This window comes from Chryseobacterium bernardetii, assembly GCF_003815975.1.
GTDB lineage: Bacteria > Bacteroidota > Bacteroidia > Flavobacteriales > Weeksellaceae > Chryseobacterium > Chryseobacterium bernardetii.
On record NZ_CP033932.1, the window covers coordinates 3400439 to 3422158 of the forward strand.

19 protein-coding genes are annotated in these 21720 nt (G+C 37.4%); 12 read left to right on the forward strand and 7 right to left on the reverse strand.

All coding sequences use genetic code 11. The features are described 5' to 3' along the window. Nucleotides 1-22: 22 nt before the first annotated feature. Nucleotides 23-664, forward strand: a complete 642-nt coding sequence (hxpB, locus tag EG339_RS15505; RefSeq protein ID WP_123870870.1) for a hexitol phosphatase HxpB — start codon at nucleotides 23-25, stop codon at nucleotides 662-664. Between the two features lie 78 nt (nucleotides 665-742). Here the strand turns inward: hxpB and EG339_RS15510 are convergent, their stop codons facing one another. Then, nucleotides 743-1369, reverse strand: coding sequence for an RNA polymerase sigma factor (locus EG339_RS15510; RefSeq protein WP_123870871.1), 627 nt, complete (start codon nucleotides 1367-1369; stop codon nucleotides 743-745). Nucleotides 1370-1611: 242 nt separating this feature from the next. Between EG339_RS15510 and EG339_RS15515 the strand changes: the two genes are divergently transcribed. The 8 genes from EG339_RS15515 (at nucleotide 1612) to EG339_RS15550 (ending at nucleotide 11917) form a co-directional block, all read left to right on the forward strand. Continuing rightward, nucleotides 1612-2559, forward strand: a complete 948-nt coding sequence (locus tag EG339_RS15515; protein WP_228459627.1) for a FecR family protein — start codon at nucleotides 1612-1614, stop codon at nucleotides 2557-2559. Between the two features lie 51 nt (nucleotides 2560-2610). After that, complete coding sequence (locus EG339_RS15520) at nucleotides 2611-5892, forward strand: TonB-dependent receptor (RefSeq protein ID WP_123870873.1); 3282 nt, start codon at nucleotides 2611-2613, stop codon at nucleotides 5890-5892. Between the two features lie 311 nt (nucleotides 5893-6203). After that, entirely contained in the window at nucleotides 6204-7502 is a 1299-nt protein-coding gene (locus EG339_RS15525; protein WP_123870874.1) for a hypothetical protein, read from the forward strand. A 76-nt stretch (nucleotides 7503-7578) separates the two neighbouring features. Continuing rightward, entirely contained in the window at nucleotides 7579-8505 is a 927-nt protein-coding gene (locus EG339_RS15530; RefSeq protein WP_123870875.1) for a T9SS-dependent choice-of-anchor J family protein, read from the forward strand. Nucleotides 8506-8660: 155 nt separating this feature from the next. Then, a complete protein-coding gene (locus tag EG339_RS15535; RefSeq protein ID WP_228459628.1) occupies nucleotides 8661-9401 on the forward strand; it encodes a hypothetical protein in 741 nt (246 codons plus the stop codon). A gap of 6 nt (nucleotides 9402-9407) precedes the next feature. After that, on the forward strand, nucleotides 9408-10754 hold the full coding sequence (locus EG339_RS15540; protein WP_123870876.1) for a S41 family peptidase: 1347 nt from the start codon (nucleotides 9408-9410) through the stop codon (nucleotides 10752-10754). A 38-nt stretch (nucleotides 10755-10792) separates the two neighbouring features. After that, complete coding sequence (locus tag EG339_RS15545) at nucleotides 10793-11059, forward strand: hypothetical protein (RefSeq protein WP_123870877.1); 267 nt, start codon at nucleotides 10793-10795, stop codon at nucleotides 11057-11059. A gap of 117 nt (nucleotides 11060-11176) precedes the next feature. After that, nucleotides 11177-11917 (forward strand): sterol desaturase family protein, encoded by a 741-nt coding sequence (locus EG339_RS15550; protein ID WP_228459629.1) that lies wholly within the window; start codon nucleotides 11177-11179, stop codon nucleotides 11915-11917. A 492-nt stretch (nucleotides 11918-12409) separates the two neighbouring features. On the opposite strand, the gene EG339_RS15555 is transcribed toward EG339_RS15550, so the two are convergent. From EG339_RS15555 to EG339_RS15565, 3 genes are all read right to left on the reverse strand, one after another. Next, complete coding sequence (locus tag EG339_RS15555; protein ID WP_123870879.1) at nucleotides 12410-12688, reverse strand: hypothetical protein; 279 nt, start codon at nucleotides 12686-12688, stop codon at nucleotides 12410-12412. Nucleotides 12689-12700: 12 nt separating this feature from the next. Then, on the reverse strand, nucleotides 12701-13462 hold the full coding sequence (locus EG339_RS15560; RefSeq protein WP_123870880.1) for a hypothetical protein: 762 nt from the start codon (nucleotides 13460-13462) through the stop codon (nucleotides 12701-12703). Nucleotides 13463-13550: 88 nt separating this feature from the next. Then, nucleotides 13551-13907 carry a MarR family winged helix-turn-helix transcriptional regulator gene (locus EG339_RS15565; protein ID WP_228459630.1) on the reverse strand — a complete coding sequence of 119 codons (357 nt, stop codon included), beginning with the start codon at nucleotides 13905-13907 and terminating at the stop codon, nucleotides 13551-13553. Nucleotides 13908-14023: 116 nt separating this feature from the next. Between EG339_RS15565 and EG339_RS15570 the strand changes: the two genes are divergently transcribed. Continuing rightward, a complete protein-coding gene (locus EG339_RS15570) occupies nucleotides 14024-16273 on the forward strand; it encodes an ATP-binding cassette domain-containing protein (RefSeq protein ID WP_123870882.1) in 2250 nt (749 codons plus the stop codon). Between the two features lie 347 nt (nucleotides 16274-16620). Here EG339_RS15570 and EG339_RS15575 read toward each other — a convergent pair whose 3' ends face one another. From EG339_RS15575 to EG339_RS15585, 3 genes are all read right to left on the reverse strand, one after another. Next, on the reverse strand, nucleotides 16621-17658 hold the full coding sequence (locus EG339_RS15575) for a phytase (RefSeq protein WP_123870883.1): 1038 nt from the start codon (nucleotides 17656-17658) through the stop codon (nucleotides 16621-16623). A gap of 4 nt (nucleotides 17659-17662) precedes the next feature. Next, nucleotides 17663-20473: a TonB-dependent receptor gene (locus tag EG339_RS15580; protein ID WP_123870884.1), complete on the reverse strand. Its 2811-nt coding sequence runs from the start codon at nucleotides 20471-20473 to the stop codon at nucleotides 17663-17665. Nucleotides 20474-20592: 119 nt separating this feature from the next. Further along, nucleotides 20593-20976 carry a hypothetical protein gene (locus EG339_RS15585; protein ID WP_123870885.1) on the reverse strand — a complete coding sequence of 128 codons (384 nt, stop codon included), beginning with the start codon at nucleotides 20974-20976 and terminating at the stop codon, nucleotides 20593-20595. Between the two features lie 186 nt (nucleotides 20977-21162). Between EG339_RS15585 and EG339_RS15590 the strand changes: the two genes are divergently transcribed. Both EG339_RS15590 and EG339_RS15595 read left to right on the forward strand, forming a co-directional pair. Further along, on the forward strand, nucleotides 21163-21363 hold the full coding sequence (locus tag EG339_RS15590) for a hypothetical protein (RefSeq protein ID WP_123870886.1): 201 nt from the start codon (nucleotides 21163-21165) through the stop codon (nucleotides 21361-21363). A 19-nt stretch (nucleotides 21364-21382) separates the two neighbouring features. Beyond that, complete coding sequence (locus EG339_RS15595) at nucleotides 21383-21703, forward strand: hypothetical protein (RefSeq protein ID WP_123870887.1); 321 nt, start codon at nucleotides 21383-21385, stop codon at nucleotides 21701-21703. Nucleotides 21704-21720: the final 17 nt, after the last annotated feature.

Below are 21720 nucleotides of genomic sequence, written 5' to 3' on the forward strand. Positions count from 1 at the left end.
CACTATTAATTTATTCTTACTTATGGCTTTAAAGGCAGTAATTTTTGATATGGACGGAGTTCTTGTAGATTCTGAAGGATTCTGGGCAAAAGCAGAAATGGAAGTATTTTCTTCTTATGGAGTTCAGATAACGGATGATCTGGCTGCACAGACGAAATATATGACTACAAAAGAAGTTACGGAATTCTGGTATGAAAGATTTCCCTGGGGAAATCTGGATGTGCCTGCGTTGGAACAGGAAGTGGTTTCCAGGGTTATTGAGCTGATACAGCTGGAAGACTGTGTAATGTCCGGGGTTCAGGAGTTTATTAAAGGTCTTAAAAACAAAGAATATAAAATAGGATTAGCAACCAATGCTCCATTACGTGTAGCAGATGCTGTACTTGAAAAACTTCAGGTGCGGGATTATTTTGATACGGTTCACTCTTCCGAATTTGAAGAACTGGGAAAACCCCATCCTGCCGTATACCTTAGTTCTGCCCAGCAGTTGAACATATCACCAGAATATTGTATTGCCATTGAAGACAGCCATTCCGGGTTAAAAGCAGCCAAAGCAGCCGGAATGAAAACCATTGTTTTTACCAATAATGATGAAGACATAGATTTTGAGCATGCTGATTTTAAAATCCTAAATTTTGAATCAGTTCAGCTTCCTGTTTTATAAGCTTGTAATAACTGTCATTATTTATTAAGGCTTTCAATACTTCCATTCGCCACCTTCTGAATTTCATTTTGTTTAGAGTCAGTATTTTGTGAGGATTTCCATCAGCATTAAAATGGAAATTAATTTTTTGGAAGACCGGTAATCCGGGTTGAGCTGTTCACGGATTTCGCCTAAAGCCTTACTCAGCTTATTGCTTACTGTTTTATTACTTATTCCCAGTGCTTCTGCTGTTTCATTTACAGACATATTTCTGCGGATTCTCATGTCATACACCTGTTGTTCTGTGGTAGGAAACTGTGATACAACCTTATCAATCATGGATAACAAAACACTGATCTCATTTTCTTCAAGTATTTCGAAATATTCAGTGTCTGAAGCATCTATTTCCGCAGGAATATCAAACTCATCAATACTCAGTGTTGGAGGAGCTTTTTTAAAGCTATTGTAATAATCCAGGATCCGGTAATGCAGATGGCGCAGCAAATAGCCTTTTGCACTTCCGGATTCATCGGTTTGTATCATTTCTGTATTCTCCAGGATCTTTATCCACAAATTCTGAAGCAGTTCTTCAGAAGCTTCTTTATCTCTTGTCCGCACAAAAACGAATCGGTACAGATGATCCCAGTACCGGTCATACATCAGCATAAATGCAGGTCTGTCACCTGATTTTATTTTCCTTAATAAAGTAGAATCTGTTAGGTTCATATTGCTGCAACAAAATTACCTAAAGGAAAATTAACTTTTTGTGAACTTTAATTATGGTAAGGTTAAATATTTCTGTAGAATATCCCCTGATTGTGAATTTAATGTTTAGTAATTGTAAAATAGGTTGAAAAATCATCATATGGCCACGGTAATATGAACGGAATGTTAAAAACAGGCTGGGGAAGTTTCTCATTTTCATAGTCTTATTGATAGAAGTATCTGTGAATACTATGAAATATTTTATGAAACGTTTTAATTATAAAAATATCGAGGCCTTTGTTTTCAGACTTTGGACACGTGAAGTTTCAGAGGAAAAGATCTCTGAAAAAGAAAAGGAAATTTTAAAGAGATGGAAGATTCATGCAGAAAAAGACCTGGATGAGGCTGATCTGCAGGAATCCAAAGAAAGAGTTCTGGCAGGACTGGAGCATTATTTTGTTTCTAATGAAAAATTAGGATACAGAAACAGTCTTCATACGAATACCTACAAAATAGCAGCAGTTATTATTCTGCTTTTAACGCTGGGAGGAATCTTTACGTATTATACCTTCATCAAACCGGATATTTATCTTGCTGTTTCAGACAACAGGATTGTTCATCTTGAAGACGGATCTGTGGTTACTTTATTGCCAGGAGCGGAACTTACGGTAGAAAAATCATTTCCTGCCTCTACAAGAGTGGTAGGTTTAAAAGGAGATGCTATTTTTTCCGTAGCCAAATCAAAAACCCATCCTTTCATTGTTCATGCTGAAGGATTCAGCACAAAAGTATTGGGAACAGTATTCAAAGTTACCCAATCCGGAAAGAAAAAAGCGGTGGATCTTTACGAAGGAAAAGTGGCGGTTTCTTCTGTTGGGGTACCTGTTTCTTATCTGAAACCCAATCAGAAATGGACCAATCTCGGCATTGCCCGTACTACAGCTATAATTTCATTCGCGCCAGACAAAGCTTCCGGAAAGCAGCATCCTAAACTATTGTCTTTAAGTTTTAATGACGTTCCTCTAAAAGAAGTGATTACAGTTCTGGAAGGAAATTACAGTACAAAGATTCATTATCCTAAAGAAGCAGAAGATAGAAAAATTACAGCAGATTTTACAGGAGGAACTGTTAGCGAAAACATTGAAGCATTAGCCTTTATTCTGGGATTTGAAGTTCAGAAAAACGATAATGTCTATATCCTGAAAAAATAATGATCAAAAAACAAATAATCAGATAATCTTAATCAAAGAGAATACTTACGTATGAAAAGTTTGAAATGTGGTTTTACCATAGCAGCCCTGTTTTTTACTGTTGCTGCAGAAGCGCAGGAATTGGTTCAGAAAGTTTCATTTTCTGTTCCTGCAAGTAGACCATTAATTGAAGTTTTGGAAGAATTTGCAGGAAAAACAGGTATGAGGCTGGCCTATTCAAAATTAGACATTAAAGAGCTGAAGGTAAAAGGGATAAAATGTGAAAATTCTACGATCAGCAGTTGTCTGAAAGATATAACCAATGGATTGCCGGTTGTGTTTCGGCTGCATGGGGATCTTATCTCAATAAAATATGAAAGTGCCACTGCATCTGTACCTGGAAACGGACGTATCTCCGGAAAAATAGTGGATGAAGTGGGAAATCCTGTTGTTGGCGCAGAAGTACAGGTCGCAGGGAAAACAGCCGTAACAGACAATAATGGGGATTTTTCTCTGGATCTTCCTTCGGGACTTTATAATATGACTGTAAAAGCACCAAAATACAACGCGCTTCGGGTAGAAAAATTATCAGTTGCCAATAAAGAGACGAACACAGTCTCGTTTGCATTGAACAGGGCTTCTGATAAAATTACAGACATCAAAGAAGTAGTGGTTACAGCAACCCGTAAAGCAGATACCCAGGCAGGATTATTAGCCCAGCAGAAAAAAGCAGCCCAGATGAGTGACGGAATTTCTGCCGAACAGATCTCTAAAACACCCGATAATGACCTGGGAGGAACTTTGAAGAGAGTAACGGGAATCACTACTATAGATAATAAATATGTAGTGGTAAGATCTATGGGAGAAAGATGGAATACGGCTGCCATGGATGGAATCAATCTGCCGAGTACCGAAGCCTATAACCAGAATTTCTCTTTCGATATTATTCCTACATCAATGGTGGAAAGTGTTGTAGTAAGTAAATCTGCAACACCGGATATGAATGCCAGCTTTGCAGGTGGTTTTGTAGAAGTAAAAACCAAAGATATCCCCAATGAAAACTTTACCACTGTAAGTATGGGAACTTCTTATAACGATCAGTCTGCTTTTAAAGAATTCCTGACCCGCAAGCGTGGAAAATATGATTATTTCGGGTACGATGACGGAACAAGAGATTTTCCACAGGGTCTTCAGGCTATGAACTGGAATAATCCCATGTTTTTTGAACAATCCAGCCAATTTAAGAATGACAATTTCACAACCTATAAAACAAGAGGGGATATGGGATCCAATTTGCAGTTGGCACTCGGAAGGACGTATGCTCTTAAAAATAATAACAAATGGGGCTTTGCAGGAGCATTTATTATCAGGAATGAACAGAGTAAACTGGATATAGATCATACAGGAAGAGGAAACTGGCTGGATACTACAGGTACAGCTTTTGATGCCAACGGGAAAATGCCTTTTTATAATTTCAAGAATTCGGGAGCATCCTATAATTATAATTCTACAGTAGCAGGAATGCTGAATCTTGGGTTGCAGTTAGGAAAGAGCAGGTTTTCATTCCGTAATTCATATACGCACATATATGATAACACACTTACAAGAATTACAGGCTGGGATGAGTATACCAACGGAAGCGGTTCGCCGGCCGCAGCTGAGACTTCATACAATTATTTTTATCACGGGATAATTCCCAATAACGATCCTTCACAAATTGCATCTTTAGATAAACCTTTTACCAATAATACCGTATATCCTGTTTATCAGATGTTTTTACAGAATAAGCTGGAAGGAAATCATAAGTTCGGGAATATGGAAGTTAACTGGTTTGCCGCCAGAACAGGAGTTTCATCAGACACAAAAGATTACACCCAGTACAATACTTTATATAAATTTATAGGACGTGAGATCCTGAATTATCACGTAGCCAATAATTCTTCAAGTGATTTTGCAAGGGGATATATTGCCAGCAAAGAAACAGATTATAATTATGGAACTTCTTTTAAATGGAATTTGGATAGGGGGAGCTTTAAAAATGATATAAAAGTAGGATATGCCGGAGCTTCGAAAACCAATACCAATCAACAGCAGAAATTTTTATTGAGAGTAGATGGAAACAGGAACGTCCCGAATCCGAAAGTTTTGGAAATGTATGGTTCTCTTGCCGATTGGTTTGATGGTTCCCATTATGTTCCGGGAGGAATCGGATGGGAAACCAGGCCACTGTATGTAGATGGCAAATATGAAGGGGAAGTAGAGCAGCATGCCATGTATGTGATGTTTGATAACCGCTGGAAAAATAAATTCAGATTAGTCTGGGGATTGCGTGCAGAATATTTTCAATATGACCTTGTTTCTCAGCAAATGGAATCTAAAGACTCCAATAACTTCCCTAAAACGGGTATAGATGATAAACCATGGCAATGGATGCCTTCTGCCAATTTTACTTATAGCCCCACCAATAAAATAAATCTGAGGTTAGCTTACAACAAGACAGTAATTCGTCCCCAGTTTAATGAACGAACCGGATTGCCTTATTTTGATCCCATAGCTAACGGGCAGATATTCAATACCCATATGGTATCATCTACAGTTAATAATTACGATTTTAAATTTGAGTGGTTTCCGGGATTAGGGGAAATATTTTCAGCAGGGCTGTATTACAAAAATATTGACAGACCTATTGAAAGAGAAGGATACATTACCAACGAAGGAAACCTTCAGCTTTACAACGGAAATTCTAAAAATGCAAAATTGAAAGGATTTGAAGCAGAAGTAAGGAAAAACCTAGGCTTCATTGCAGCTCATCCTTTCCTGGAGAAACTCTACATCAATGGAAATTTCACCTATAATATTACGAAAGTGATTGCTTTTAAAGACAGGGCAGCAACAACAGACCAGGACGCTACCTATGAAGTAGACAGGCCTCTTTACGGGCAAACTCCTTATGCCTATAATTTAGGATTAATATATGATGGGGAAAGATTGGGGTTCAGCTTTTTGTATAATGCCAAAGGTGACCAGTATATTACTGTAGGATATGCTTATAACGGGGAAGAAATCCAGCGTCCTTATGCGGTGGCAGATGCTCAGATTTCATATAAACTGCTGAGAAATAAAAACCTGGAAGTGAAACTGAATGTAAGAAACATCTTCAACAGGGTAAAGGAATATTACAACAACTTCAACTCTTATTTAGGATATACTGATAATACAGGAAATAAGACTGCCCGGGAATTACAGGAGCTTGTACCGGGTGCTACCACAAGATATGATAAAGATATTGATAAGATTTTATTCCGTGCCTACAGTGGAAGACAGTTCGGGTTAAGTGTCAACTATACATTCTAATATCTTATTCAATACTCATAAATAATAAAGAAGAGCTCTCCATATAGAGGTGTACAGGTTTCGGTAACCTGGAAAATGTTCCGGAATAATACTGATGATGCGCACAGCAGTACCGGATCGGTCAAAAACCGGGCGCTATGGCCTTTTCCCGGAAAATAGCGGCTCAACAGGGAACTCATACAGTTCAGCTCCTCATGGTCTGTAGGATGTAAACAATAACCAAATCGCAGAAATATAGAGGTGGATATTTCTGAATATTAAAAACTTCCGGTCATAAAAATACATAACCGGATTTATCAAAAATTATAACAATGAAAAGATTAACTCTAATTGCAGCTGCTGCATTATCTCTTACAGCTTGCCAGAACGATCATTTAGCAGATTCTTCAACTCCTTTTGAAATGAAGTCTACTTCAGCTGAATATCTTACCGCTTCTGCACTTCCTGTTACTAAAGTGAGTGGCCCCATTACTTCCAATACAACATGGAGCGGAGTCATTGAAATTGATGGTACTGTAGCCGTTAAAGACGGAGCAACACTTACTATTCAGCCGGGAACATTCATCAAAGCAAAGCCTAATGCAATAGGAGAAGGTTCAGGGATCCTTGTTATTACAAAAACAGGAAAAATCAATGCTACAGGAACAGAATCTCAGCCAATTGTTTTTACAAGTTACAGGCTTTTAGATGGAGATGAAGATACTACAGCTACTCCTGGAGATTTTGGCGGGGTGATCCTTTTGGGTGATGCACCTACCAATGTGCCTTTTACAACAACTATTGAAGGATTAACCGGTAGCGATTATTATTTTGGAGGAACTAACCCTTCTCATAACGCAGGAACACTGAAATATGTACGTATCGAATTTGCAGGCTATGACTTTGTAGGGGCTAACTCTGGTAATGAAGTGAATGCTTTGTCATTAGGAGGAGTTGGAAATGGAACTACTTTAGACCATATCCAGGTATCTTATGGACAGGATGATTCTTTTGAATTTTTCGGCGGAACTGTAAATGCTTCTAACCTTATTTCTTTTGCTGCAGAAGATGATAATTTTGACTTTGATAATGGATATACAGGAACTATTACATGTGCTCTTTCTTTAGCTGATTATAATTCATCACACACAGTAAGCGGAGGAAGTCCTGACTCTAACGGTATTGAGCTTGATAACAATGCAACAGGTACAGCTACCTCATTAATTACAAATCCTGTGATCAACAATCTTACCATCGTAGGGCCTAAATTTGGTGCTGCAGGGCAGGGAGCTGCGTATGAAAATGGGATCCACATCAGAAGATATGGTAAATTAACATTAAACAATGCTGTGGTAACAGGATATCCTACCGGAATCAGAGTAGAAGGGGCAGGTTCAGAGCTTTCTTCAGCTTCTAACTTCGCTTCTATCCAGGTACACGGATTTACAACTTCTGTTACAGGAGCTGGTACTGCAGGAATCCCAACAGCAAACCTTCTTACAGGAAGCACAGCAGCGTTATGGGGTATGAGCCAGCCATTCTTTAATGAAGGAAGCTGGAATGTATCTCCAAGAAACTGTGGCGGATTCCAGGGAATCTGGACAAAATACAATTTTGCCATTGTAAACTAAAAAATTATACAAGCAAGGAACGGCTTATGTTCATTCCTTGCTTTCTTTTTCCTTAAAAATCTTAATAATCAGTATCATGAAAAAAATAATTTTATCATCTGTTCTGTTTTTATCTCAGCTGGCTGCAGCACAATCTCTGGTTTGGGGCAATTCTTTTGATGCACCTGGCGATCTTCAGGGATGGACATTCCATGATCTGAATGGTAACAACAACGGGTGGGTTCAGGGAGCTAATATTTATCATAACGGTACCTCTTTAACCTATGGAAATGCAGGCGTTCTAAGACATTCTATCAACCTGGTTCCTTCCGGAAGCGCATCAGGGTTTGGGACTGAAGATGACTGGATTATTTCTCCTCAGATTGACCTTACAGGCGCATCAGGTACAATCACACTTACTTCTTCTATTGGAAGGCAGAGAACTTCCCATACCATTGTGAGCAGGGATCTTTATATCTATGTAAGTACTCCTCAAAAACCGGTTCCTGTTTTAGCAGATTTCCAGGCTATGACGGTAGATGGATCTGGAAATTACCTTCAAAGTCCGTATAAAATACAGGTAGGATCTTCCACTAATCCTTTTCCGGCTGACCTTACCCAGTTTGGAGAAAGTCTTGTAGATCTTTCGGCTTTTGCAGGAAAGAAAATTTATATAGGAATGTGGGCCAACAGAAATGCCAACGGAAATAATATCATGAATATCAATATTGATGAAATGGCGATATATGCCACCGCTACAACCCTAAGCACAAAAGATGTAAAAAAGAAAGAAAATCTGACAAAAATTGCAGAAAATCCTGTAAAAGAATATTTACAGCTACACCTTAACCCTGCATTAAAAGAAAATAATACAACCGTTACCCTTTATAATGCAGCAGGGCAGAAAGTTCTTACCACTTTATATTCAAAATCAATTAATGTAGAAGGCTTATCAGAAGGAGTATATATAACGGAAGTAACTGATGGAAAAACTACGGAACGTTTGAATTTTCTAAAAAAATAAACTTCTGTTTTTAAACTAACCATGAAACCATTTTAATATATAATAATGGGTAGCCGGAAGCTATCCAGAACATATCCAACTAGTTTTTTTATAATTGTTATATTGCCCTGCACAATGGGCAGGGCAATATTTTAAAGTTTAAAATAATATAAAAGATGAATAAGATCTTTGCACTGCTATTATGTATCCTGTTTTCTTCCTGTACAGACCATACTGTGATGGAAAAATATGATGTGGCACAAAAACCCGGAGAAGTGAATATCAAAGGATTTTCTAAACCGGATGCCCTTCAGCTGAGGTTCAATGGAGAACCCATATCAATTGACGGAAAAACTTCTTATACCAACAAAATAGAAACTACGCTTCAGTTTGTAATTGATCAGGGAGAAATCAACAAGCTGGCAATATATAATAATGAGACCGGAAAGGAAATTATACAGTACAGTATGACCTATGATAATATAGATGAATATAAGAATCTCTACTTCTTTAATCTCCCGGGAATTTTCCTGCAGGCCGAAGTCATAAAACCTCAGGTAAACTTCGGGAAAGTAGGTTTTGAATTTATTTTTCCGAATCTGGGAGAATTTTCAGGGTCATCCCTTACTAATGTGAAAGGAGTTTTAAAAAAGGAAAACGGTGCTGTATTGGCGGAATTTGATAATATTGGAAAAAACAGCTTTACTCCGGTAAAGATCTATAGTTCTTTCAATATTGCAGCTCCTGTATATCTCGAATTGTATAAGCCGGGAACTATGGAACCTTATGCCGGATCTACGATGATTAAAGTGAAAATAAAGCAGGATATGGGAGCTAATATGATCGTATTGCAGGAAAAACCAGAAAATGGAACATGGGTGGTAAAAGGAGATGTAGATGTCGCAGAATATTTATAATCAGGGATGAGAACATTTTTAAAACTTCAGCTCTTAGCAGTTATTATCATTTTTTTTTCCTGTACAGATAATGAGGAAAACGTTCCCGTCTTTCCTGAAGGAAGCACAGAGGCCGTTAACCTTTGGGTAAGGGACAGTCTGAAAAGGTATTATTACTGGGCAGATCAGATGCCTGCCAAACCGGATTATCATCTCCCTGTAAAAGATTTTTTCAAAAGTCAGCTGGCGCCTCAGGATCGGTTTTCCTTTATCGTTAATACGGAAGAACCTTCCAGCTATCCACGCTCCATCAGAAATATGTACGGCTTTGATTATACAGTTATTCAGAGGCCAGATGGAGAGGTGGTAACAGTTATTAAATTGGTTCTTAAGGACTCTCCGGCTTTCAACGCTGGACTTGAACGCGGCATGGTCATTACCAAAATCAACGGGAAAACAGTAACGGCAGGCAATGCTGAATCTCTAACTTCAACCATGAAAGATCTTACAGTTCTGGATCTTACTGTAGGAAATTGGAATAATAACACCATTATCAATGAAAAAGAGATTAAAGTATACTATGGATTATCTTTCGAACAGCCGTTATTGTCTAAAATTTTTGAAAAAAACGGCAAAAAGGCAGGCTATCTGTATATCTATGATTTTCCGGATGGGATGACACAGAAACTAAGCCAGAAATTTGCAGAGTTTAAAGCTGCCGGTATAGGGGAACTTATTCTGGATCTCCGGTACAATTATGGAGGATCAGTTTCTGCAGCCGCTGCTCTTTGCTCCCTCATTCCTACCGGAATATCATCTGCTTCTCCGTTCATCATTTTTAAAGGAAATAAAAACGGTGGCGAAGTAAAAAGAACATTCTCCCAGCAGATTGCCTATGATCCGAAAGCTCTTGATTTTAATACTTTACGTACAAATGCTTTAGGATTGAATAAAGTTTATATTCTGACCTCAAACAGCACAGCGTCTGCTGCTGAAATAGTGATCAATAATCTGAAGCCTTATGTACAGGTTATTCAGATAGGAGATGTAACGCTGGGGAAAGATATGGCGGGATTCATAGTGGAAGATAAACGTAAGCCTCCAAAAATCCGTTGGCAGATGCATCCGGTAATTTATAAAGTGTTCAATGCTAATGGAGCAGGTGACTACAGCAATGGAATTTCACCAAAGGTCCCGGTTAATGAATTTACAATATTACCGTTATTGCCTTTAGGCCATCCCGATGAAACCTTGATTTCCTCTGTATTGAATGGAACCTATTTTAAATCTGGAAATCAGAAAATATCTGCAGAAGGAGTGAAGATCTTATATCAGAGCGATGTTCCTCCTATAGCTGTCGGGAAAGATTTGTAGAATATGTATTGACTATTAATATTTAAAAAATTACAGCCATGCAGGGAATAGAACCAAAACTTCATACCAGCCTTACCAGCCGTATAGAATATTACCGTATGCTGATAGAAGCAGCAGATAAGTCTGAAGCCTGTTCTGATGTCATTACACAGATTGCTGAGTTAGGACATTTGTATGAAGAATATCTGAAGAATAAAAAGAACCTTGAAGAAAGTATAAAGAACTACAGGGCATATCATAACGATCTGAGAAAAAAACTGACGGTAAGACTCCGTGAAATCAAGAGAAAAGCAAGACAGAAATAATATGTTCAAAAGACGATTAGCTATCACAATTGTCTGAACCGGAAGATCTTTATCTGATGTTTAGAGCAGCTTTCTTACCTTATTTTATTCTAAAATTTCTACATTTATAACGTCAAGTTGAAAGAGGATGCTTTTATGAATGGTAATGTGACTGCACTTTCAGGTTATTTAGATTTATTCTGGCAGTTTTCCTGGCCGCAATGGATTGCTTTCAGCCTGATAAGTAATGTATTTTTGTATTTATTTTCAATAGGGCTGTATCTTTTCATAGATAAGACCTGCCGTAAAAGTCCATTACAGGAAAAAGATCATCCTGTTTCGGCAACAGATTTATCTCTGAGCCTTTTTACCGTGGTTTGTAACAGTCTTGTTATGCTGATAGGTGCTTTTTTATGGAAGAGCGGCTGGATTGAGTTGGGAAATACCCGGTCAGCAGTAAGGATAAGTCTGGAAATTGCCGCATTGCTTATTCTCATGGACCTTTTCATGTATTTCTTCCATTATGCTGCCCATTTACCTTTTGTATATAAACTGATCCACAGAAAGCATCATGAACATGTAAGTACCAACTATCTGAGCCTTTTTGTCCTTCATCCTTTTGAAACCATAGGCTTTGGGCTGATGATGCTGACTTTATTGTTATGTTATGATTTCTCAGCGATCTCCATTTCCATTTACCTGTTTATTAATCTTGTTTGGGGTACCATAGGACATTTGAACCGGGAATTTTTTCCGGCCAGTTTTGACCGTTTTTTGGTGGGAACTACCAGATTCCATAACCAGCACCATTTGGATGAAACTAAAAATTTTGGATTTTATACTTCTATCTGGGATAGACTGTTCGGAACCTATAAATAGGAGAGTTGGCTATTTTAGTTGATAAACAGGAAGTGATAAATTCTCACGCAGATTTTGTTGATTACGCAGATTTTTCCAAAGTTTTTTTAATCGCCACGAATTCACGAATAATATATTTGCTTATAGAATATTATAATGGAACCAAGTTGAAAGACTTTTCATTGCTGAGAATCTTTGATTCTCTTGTGCCTTACAAACAGTTGATATTAATAATTCTTTGCGCCATTGCGTTTTCCAACCTAAAAAAGTTTCGCAGATTTTGGAGATTACGCAGATTTTTAACCGCCACGAATGCCCGAATATTTAAAAAAAATCTAATGTATTTTCTATGTACCTAATGTGGTAAAAAAAATTAAGCAATATCGATACATAGAATATTTTATTTATCATAAGATGATAGCCCATTGCTGAGTGAAAGGCCCTTGCGAACTTTATATCATTATTATGAAAAAATCCTTTGCGTTTTTTGCGTTGGAAATAATGCTTCTAGTACTAATTTTCATTCAATTCCTTAGCTTCATCCCAGCATGCCACACACAGGATTTTATAATCACAATTGATAAACCAATCCTCCTGATCCTGATCTGTTTTAATCTGTTTCTCAGCTTCTTCACATTCATCACACCAGGCATCAGGGCGGCCAAGGTCTGCGTCATCAAATTCATGAAAACCTACAGGAATCCTATCCAGAAGGCTATGAGCGAGATGGGTACACAATAAACCTATTTCCTGTTTTCCATGCAGTGAGCATTCCGTATATTTTTTTGACATCTTTAATGAATTTTAAGTGTATTCAAAACAGATTACTGCCTTTTTGATTGAATCATCATGGAATAAATAGATCTGGTCTGCCGCATTCTGCTGGAAATCATAGCCTTCAATGCAGCCGATATAGTCTAATGCTTTTTCATTAAAGATTGGCTTGTTAGTGAGGTTTTCACCTCCGAAATTGCACTCTTCAAGACTCTTTTTCTCAATATTAAGCTCTTCAAAGATACCATATAATTTTTTCTCTGCCCTTTCAGCCATATACTCTGAATCTTCATCTTTTTCAAGATCTTCAACCGTCAGCTGGCGAAGTCTTTCCAGTCTGCGGATATCATTTACGGTAAGTCCTGGTCTGTAAGAATATTTGTCATACAGTTTACCATATTTGCTGTAATAAGCTTTTCTCAGCTGGTACATGGCTTCATTCATATTATATTCAATCTCCAGCTCAGTAAACTCCTCGCCATATTGTTCCGGAGTGATTTCTGTAGAAGTCTGGAAATAATTCCAGTCTGCATCAAATTTGTATTTGCCATCAATAATGTCAAAGCCCAGCATATCTGCTTTCGTAAACTGGGTATGATAAGCCTCTCTTTCTTCTCCCACACAGCCTTCATAAATTTCCTTTACAGAAACTATATGCAGCCATTCATTTTTGGAAGGATCCAGCAGCTGAAGGTTAAAAGAACAAATAGGAAGAAAATATTTTTTGTGATTTTCCAGGTCATCATAAAATACCTCTTCATAGGCCGGGAAAAGTTTGATGAGTTCACTCATAGAGTTGAAATTAATCTTTTAAATAATTTAGTGTTATAGATACTGTCTGTCCCTCAAAAATACAATTAATTATCAGGAATATGTAGGGCTAAAGCTTGATTTCACTCAAAATCTTGCTTAGCAGATCATTAAAATGATCAAGTTCAGCCGGGCTAAGTATCGCCATAGTTTGCTGGGTGATTTTTTTCCGGAATGTTTCAGAGTTTTCAACTACAAATTTCCCTTTTTCAGTGACATTAAGCCTGAATTTTCTGCGGTCTGCCTTATCCTGCTCCTGAGTAATAAAATCATTGTTGATAAGGGTTTTTAACTGCTTTGAAACTGCTGCCGGGCTGATTTTAAGAGCCGTAGCGATCTCTTTTCCTGTTGATCCTTTTTTACGGAGAATGAATTCTATGATATTGTAATGGGAAGCTGTTATACCATTGATATCTCCCTTATTCATATGAGCAAGGATTAAACATTGGAAATCGGTAAATGTATCAAAAAATTTTTTTTCAATGGGTTTCATGGAATAAATTGATTAACTTAGTTAACTATTAACAAAGTTAATGATTTAAAATGGAAAACATAGAAATTACAAATGCAAGACAGAATAATCTCAAAAATATTTCCATAAAAATACCCAAATATAAGATCGTTGTTTTTACGGGAGTATCAGGATCTGGGAAATCTTCCCTGGTATTTGAGACCATAGGAGCCGAGGCGCAGCGTCAGATTAATGAAACACAGAACAGCTTTATCAGGAACCGCTTACAGCATTATGGTATTCCGGATGTAGATAAAATTGAAAATCTCAATGTTCCTATTATCATCAATCAGAAGAGGCTGGGAGGGAATGCCCGTTCTACTGTTGGAACTGCCGCAGATGTGTATGCTTCTCTGAGGCTTTTATTTTCAAGAATGGGACATCCTTTTGTAGGATATTCCAATGTTTTTTCATTCAATAATCCACAGGGAATGTGTCCGGAATGTGAAGGATTGGGTTTTGTGCAGACAGTAGATGTTAAGACCCTGATTGATCGGACAAAATCTTTAAATGAGGGTGCAATTCAATTTCCAACCTTTCAGCCCGGAGGATGGCGTTTAACAAGATATACACAGTCCGGTTATTTTGATAATGATAAAAAGCTGGAAGATTTTACTGCCAAAGAATGGGAAATATTATTATTTGCAGCCGAACATAAGCCAAAACATCCGGATAAAAGTTGGGGAAAAACCGTAAAATATGAAGGAGTTATTCCCCGGATTGAAAAAACATTTCTTAAAAAAGATTCCAGAGAGAACATTACAAGAAAGGATGCCTTACGCAATGTGGTGATTACAAAAGACTGTCCATCCTGCCAGGGAAAACGGTTGAATGAAAGGATTTTGAGCTGTAAGGTTAAAGGCAAGAGCATTGCAGATTGTACCGCACTTTCCATTGATGAATTATTGGAATTTATCAGCAGTCTGGAATCAGAAGCTTATGATGTAATTATTAAAGAGCTTTCCGGGAAACTTCAGAATATCATTAATATCGGATTACAATATCTGACATTAGACCGAAGCACCAATACGCTTTCCGGAGGCGAATCTCAACGGATAAAAATGGTGAAAAGCCTGGGGAACAGTTTAGTAGACTTACTATATATCTTTGATGAACCAAGTATCGGCCTCCATCCAAAAGACCTTGAAAATATTAACCTCATTATACAGCAGATCAAAGATAAAGGGAATTCTGTTTTGCTGGTGGAGCATGATCCGGATCTTATTAAAAGGGCTGACTGGGTCATAGATATGGGTCCGGGTTCAGGAAAAAACGGAGGTGAAATAATTTATGAAGGCGATTTCATCAATTTAAAAAAATCCAAAGGAAAAACAGGAGCCTATTTTAAGGAAAAAACTGTTGTTAAAGGTCATTTTCGGGAACCTAAAGGTTATCTTAAGATCAAAAATGCTAATCTTCATAATCTTAAAAATATAAGTGTCAATATTCCGGTAGGAGTGATGTCTGTTGTCACAGGGGTAGCCGGTTCCGGTAAAAGTACTTTAATTAACAAAGTTCTGCCTGCATTGTATCCGGATATAACGGTGATAGACCAGTCATTATTTACAGCAAGTGCCCGTTCTAACCTTTTAACCTATTTAAACATTTCTGATACTGTTCGGAAACTTTTTTCAGAATCCAATCATGTTTCTGAGAAACTTTTTAGCAGGAATAGTGAAGGTAGCTGTAAAAACTGTAAAGGTCTGGGAGTTGAAAAAATAGATATGGCGTTTATGGATGATACAGAACAGCCCTGCGAGGTATGTGGAGGTTCCGGTTTTAATCCGGAAGTTCTTCAATATCAATATCATCATCAAAATATTGTAGAAGTGATGAATATGACGGTATTGGAGGCAAAGAAATTTTTTACGGATAAAAATATTACCAGACATTTTGATCTGCTGATAAAGCTGGGGCTGGATTATCTGACATTAGGGCAACGGCTGGACAGCTTTTCCGGAGGTGAAAGGCAACGTTTGAAACTAACTAGGGAACTGAAAAATAAGAATCAGGTCATTGTGCTGGATGAACCAAGTACAGGGCTTCATCCCAGTGATACTCAAAAACTGCTGTCTTTTTTTAATGATCTTGTAGACCAGGACAATACATTAATCGTTATTGAACACAATCTGGATATCATTGCCCAGGCTGACTGGATCATTGATATTGGTCCGGGTGCCGGGAAATTTGGAGGAAAGGTTTTATTTGAAGGAACTCCTGCAGAATTATTAAAAAATAACATATCCTATACTGCAGAATTTCTGAGAAAACATATTATGTAAACACAAATTTCACAAATTGAAACACAGATGTTCAGTAATATTGAAAATCATAATTGTACTATTTGTGAAAATATTCATGTTATTGTCTTGTGAAGAATCCTATAGATTAAAATAAAAATAAACCATTAAGATTTTTTGAAGAGAAAAGAAAATTAAGAGTAAATCTTTCGATTTTAATAAAACTCTCATCTTCAACAGAAGCTTATCTTAACTATTATTAATTGCTTTTTAATCTTAATGGTTTAGTGTTGTTATCTCAATGAAAATTGAACTACAAATTTTCACGAATCTAGCAATAATAGTATTGTGCTATTGGTGAAAAAATTAGTATTACTTGTATTAAAAAATCATTGTTTTGTTTTTAGAGCTGCCTGAATTCTCTCTTCAATAAGTCTCCAGTCATACAAATGAAATACTTTTCCATTACTCATGGCCACAAAAATTCCTTTCGGAAATTGAGGTCCTACATTTACACTGGTAACCTCAGAACCGTCACTTTCAAGTGTAGAAACAGGAATTGCTGCAATTCTCCCTTTTGCCGGGTTTTCCCTCAGATAAACATTGAAAGAATCATTCTGCTGGTCAGAAACCAAAATATATCCTTTTCCTTTAGAAGTAGGATAGATGGATATCCCTTCTACATCAGATGTAAAATCACCCTGTCCGAAAACAAGAAGTTCTTCATTTCCTTTGGCCGGATCTGCATAATATTGATGTACTCCAAACTGTTCATCAGAATAATAAATATATCCCAGTTCATCGTCTGCTGCAATACTCTCAATCTCCTTCAAACCGCTGTATTTACCAAACTTACGGACAACATCTCCAGTAATGCTTCCATTCTTTTCTGAAAGCTTATATTGCCATAGATAGCCTTCTTTGGGTCCGGATTTTCTTCCGACAATCACAAAAATATCTTTTGTTTGAGGGTTTTTATACATAGAAGTTCCCATTGGGCCACGTTCTGTTTCTCCGTCAAATACAGAAAATTCGCCCACTTCTTTGAGTTCGGGAAGTGAATACAGCTTTACCTTATTGGTTTCCCGTTCTGTAACCGCTGCGATGTCTGTCTTTTTCCCATTTAGAATAAAACCATATTCAATATCCACGTTATTGGGACGTTTCAATCCTGGAACTTTATGAATGATTCTCCCGTTCAGATCAAAGGCGTAAAGCCCGCCATCCGTATCCTTATCTGTTCCAATGATGATGCTCTTTGAGGTGTCTTGGGGATTAATCCATATGGCCGGATCATCGGTATCATGAACTACAGTTTCTGTAATTACGGTTGGTTTTACTTTCTCTATTGATTGATTCTGCCCTTTGCAGCTCATTACAAAAGGAAAAGTAGCAAGTACTGCTATATAAAATGTTATCTTCTTCATGTTCTTAAAAATCGAATTTCACCCCCATGGTAAATCTAGGTCTGTAATATTCTGCCTGTGCGGTTCTGTCCGGAATACCCTGGTAGTATCTTAACGGCTGATTCGTTAAATTATTGGCTTCAGCAAAAACTCTTAGCTGGCTTGTAATTTTGTAGGAAGCATTGGCATCCAGGAAAAGCTGTTTGTCATAATAGCGGTCATCAAATGATTTTCCACCCAGCTCATCAATATAATGGGAAGCATAATTCATAGAAACCCTTGCTGAGAAGCGTTTATTCTCCCATGAAAGCGATCCGTTGAACATATGCGGAGCAGCTCCCGGAAACCCAACATCTGTTCTTTCAATGCCTTCTTCATTAGTAATTCCTTTAGCTTTTGAATGAGTATAAGTGTAGTTTACATAGATTCCCAAACCTTTCCAGAAAGCACCCGGAATAAAATCCAACTGTCTCTGTAAAGCCACTTCAAAACCATAGATACTTACATTGTCTCCATTACGCTGTTGAGTAAACTTCCAGTTGCTTTCTCCTGCCGGAATAGGATTGGATTGCCCCGCAAAATCGTTGGCAAAATCATTCGCAGTGTAGTTTCTTCTGGAAAAAGTATAAATAAAGTCTTTCAGGTTTTTGTAGAAAAGACCTCCGGAAAGAATTCCCACAGACTTAAAGTATTTTTCTGCCATGAAATCAAAATTATATGCATAGGTTGCTTTCAGGTTAGGATTTCCAGCTGAAACAATTTCATCTTCTGAAATGACATTCAGATAGGGAACCAATGAATAGTAATTAGGACGGGCAAGGGCAGTAGTAAATGCAGCACGAAGCACAAGGTCCTGAACCGGTACATACTTGAAAGACAAATTCGGAAGTACATTGGTATAGGTATTGGTATTATTGATTTTTCCAACCAGATCCTTTTCGTTCATAACGTAGTTTCCGGTATAATCAATTTTGGTAGTTTCTACACGGGCTCCCACGATCATGGAAAGCTTATCATTGAAATCCTGATCCCAACGGATATATCCTGCATAGATCTGTTCTTTGGCATTATAGTTATTAGAAAGGAACTTTGACGGTTTTGACTTTCCGTTGAATAAAGAGGGATTAAACAGATCCAATCCACCTAAATAGGCGGGATCAACAAATGTTCCCGGGACATAATTTCCCGGTTGAAAGTTGTGGCCGTCAAGATGAAGAGTAGGTACAGACAGAAGGCTTCCCATACTGCTTACAGGGGTAAATGCAAAAAAATCATTCTCTCTTTCTTTTTCCTTTAAACGGAGTCTTGCTCCTGTACGAAGTCTTCCTTTTTGACCGTCAATTACAGAAAACGGAAAACGTATATTTACTTTGGCCCCGAATTCTTTTTCCTGCGTGAAGCTATTCGCATCAGAAAGGTCATTTAGTTTATAGCTTCCCAGGTTATCTGCTGCAATAAGGGTAAACATTGGTTTCCTTGGATCATTTAAATCCGGAGAGAAGTTCATCTTGCTGTTCTCAAATTCAATATAACGCTGGTGAGGCTTATCTTCACTTGCTGTAGCATAATTCACAGACCAGTCAAGATCTACTTTAGATCCTAATAAATGTTCTCCCCGTAATGCATAATTCTGAACTTTCTGCTTCTCAAGACGGGTGTTGTCATTAGCGGCATCACCACCTTTGTTTTGTCTTGTAATACTCCCTTTCCAATCTGTAATTTCAGATTCATCAGCATTATAAACAGGTTTTATTTTATATCCCAGTGCAAACCTGTTTTCCTTATCATTCCTGAAATTGTACATTGCAGAAGCATAGATCTTGTTTTTAGAGTTGAATTCATAATCCATATTCAGGTCAAAGCTATGCCTGATACGGTGTTCATTATAATACCGTATACCCATTTTGCTTACATAAACCGTTTGGGCGCGGTCATTAGCCTGGCTCCATACAGGCTCTATATTGTCTGAGCCAAAATTATTGTTATTATAGGAAAAACTGAATACGGCTCCCAGTTTTTTATTCAGGAAACGGTTTCCGTAGACCAGTCCTGCTGTGTAATTTCCTTTTTCACGGATAGGATTGTATCCTCCTGCCAATGTTGCAGAAATTCTTTGTCCATTAGGAGAAGCCCTGGTAATAAGGTTAACGGAACCACCAATGGCATCGGCATCCATATCGGGCGTCAGGGTTTTATTGACTTCAATGGTAGAAATCATATCCGAAGGAATCAGGTCCATCTGAACATTACGGTTATCTCCTTCAGCAGAAGGAATTCTGTCACCATTCAGGGTAACAGAGTTCAGATTAGGTGCAAGCCCTCTGATGATAAGATTCCTGGCTTCCCCCTGGTCATTCTGGATCGTAATTCCCGGAACGCGTTTTAAGGCATCTCCGATATTGGCATCAGGAAAGCGCCCGATCTGGTCGGCAGAAATAACATTGGTAATATTGGAGTTATTTTTTTGCTTATTCAAAGCTCTTGCCTGGTTTTTCAATGTAGCTCCCGAAACCACAATTTCACCAATGCTTGTTTCGTTTTTATTGAAAATAATATTTTGTTTCGTATTCTTTTCAGGCTCTACGGTTACATTATACTGATGAGTTCCGTAGCCCAGATAATCAACTTTCATGGTATAATTTCCGGGAGGAACATTCAGAAATACAAAATTTCCATGTTCATCAGAAGTTGTATAAATATTACCCGGATTTAGGGAGATTTTGGCTCCCGGCAGGGCAATTTTAGCGTCGTCGTTAATGTTTCCGGAAAGAGTTCCGGTTTGTGCGTAGAAAAATAGAGAAGCACAGAACAATACAGATGTAAAAATTTTCTTCACTTTCTTGTAATTAGATAAAAATCACAACAAAATTAAACGTCTGTTTGGTAAACGGTTTGAAGTTAAAATTAACATTGTTTTAAGATTTGTTAATAAAGAAGGGAAGGAATGACATTTAGCTAAACTTCGGAACCCAGATTTCTTTCTGTTTGGCCACCTTCCAACAGTAAGGTCAATTCATCACATCGTATAATTTTATCTTCGTGAATGGTGAACTCGGCCAATACCTTATGCCGTACAATACTTCCATCTTTCAATACTGATCTTGCCATATGATGAGTGAATATGATATTACCATTTTCAGCATAATTAATGAGGTCAATTTTTTGTCCTGATACTTTTTCTTTGAGTTTTTTAATGTGCAGAATAAATTCTTCATAATTGAGTTGGGTATGATCTACCAACTGAATATAATCTTTCGAAAAGTATTGTTCAATTAATGACAAATCAAATACAGGATTTTCTAAAATATTAGTGAAAACTTCTTGGATAATATGTTTCATAAAGATATTGTTATGACACAAAATTATATCCAAGGTTCATGAGCAAACAATAACATTTGTAAATGGTTTATTGAGAAAATAGTTTTAACAGATTACACAAAACTTAAATACCAACCTATTGCAGAATTATAAATTATTTTTCCCAATTTGCATACGAGAATTATCCCAATTAAAAGTTACTCTGGTATGAACCCGTTTCCGGAAGTTTTAACAGACGAAAATGCAAAAGAAAGGCATCCTGACTTTAAAAAAGCATTATTTGAACTTAACACTGAGAATATTACTACTGAAAACTTGAATCATCTGATCCGGATTTATACGAACACCAAAGAGATTTCTTATCGCAATAAAATTCTGAAGCTGCTGTACGACCCATCAATATCCTGAGCTTCATCCGTTTTTTGAAATGGCATGCAGAAAAGAAAGATATCTTGATATGAAAGTGTATGCCCTGCGTGGATGGGCACAGTTTGCAGAAGAAAAAGACATCAGCAGATTAGTGGACAGAATGAAAATTTCATTAGCAAAAACAGAGAAAACAACTCCATATAACTATCAGGAATATGAGCTGTTAAGAGGAAAGAACGCCCTTCCTTTTCTTGTTGAAAAATATGATTATAGATCGTTCAGAGAGCTGCTGGAACAGGTAAATGAACAGTATGAAAGAATGCCGGATGCCTTTAAAGGACATATGACTACAGATGAATACGGTAAATTGTTCATTTGAGAGTTCCCGGTGAGAGT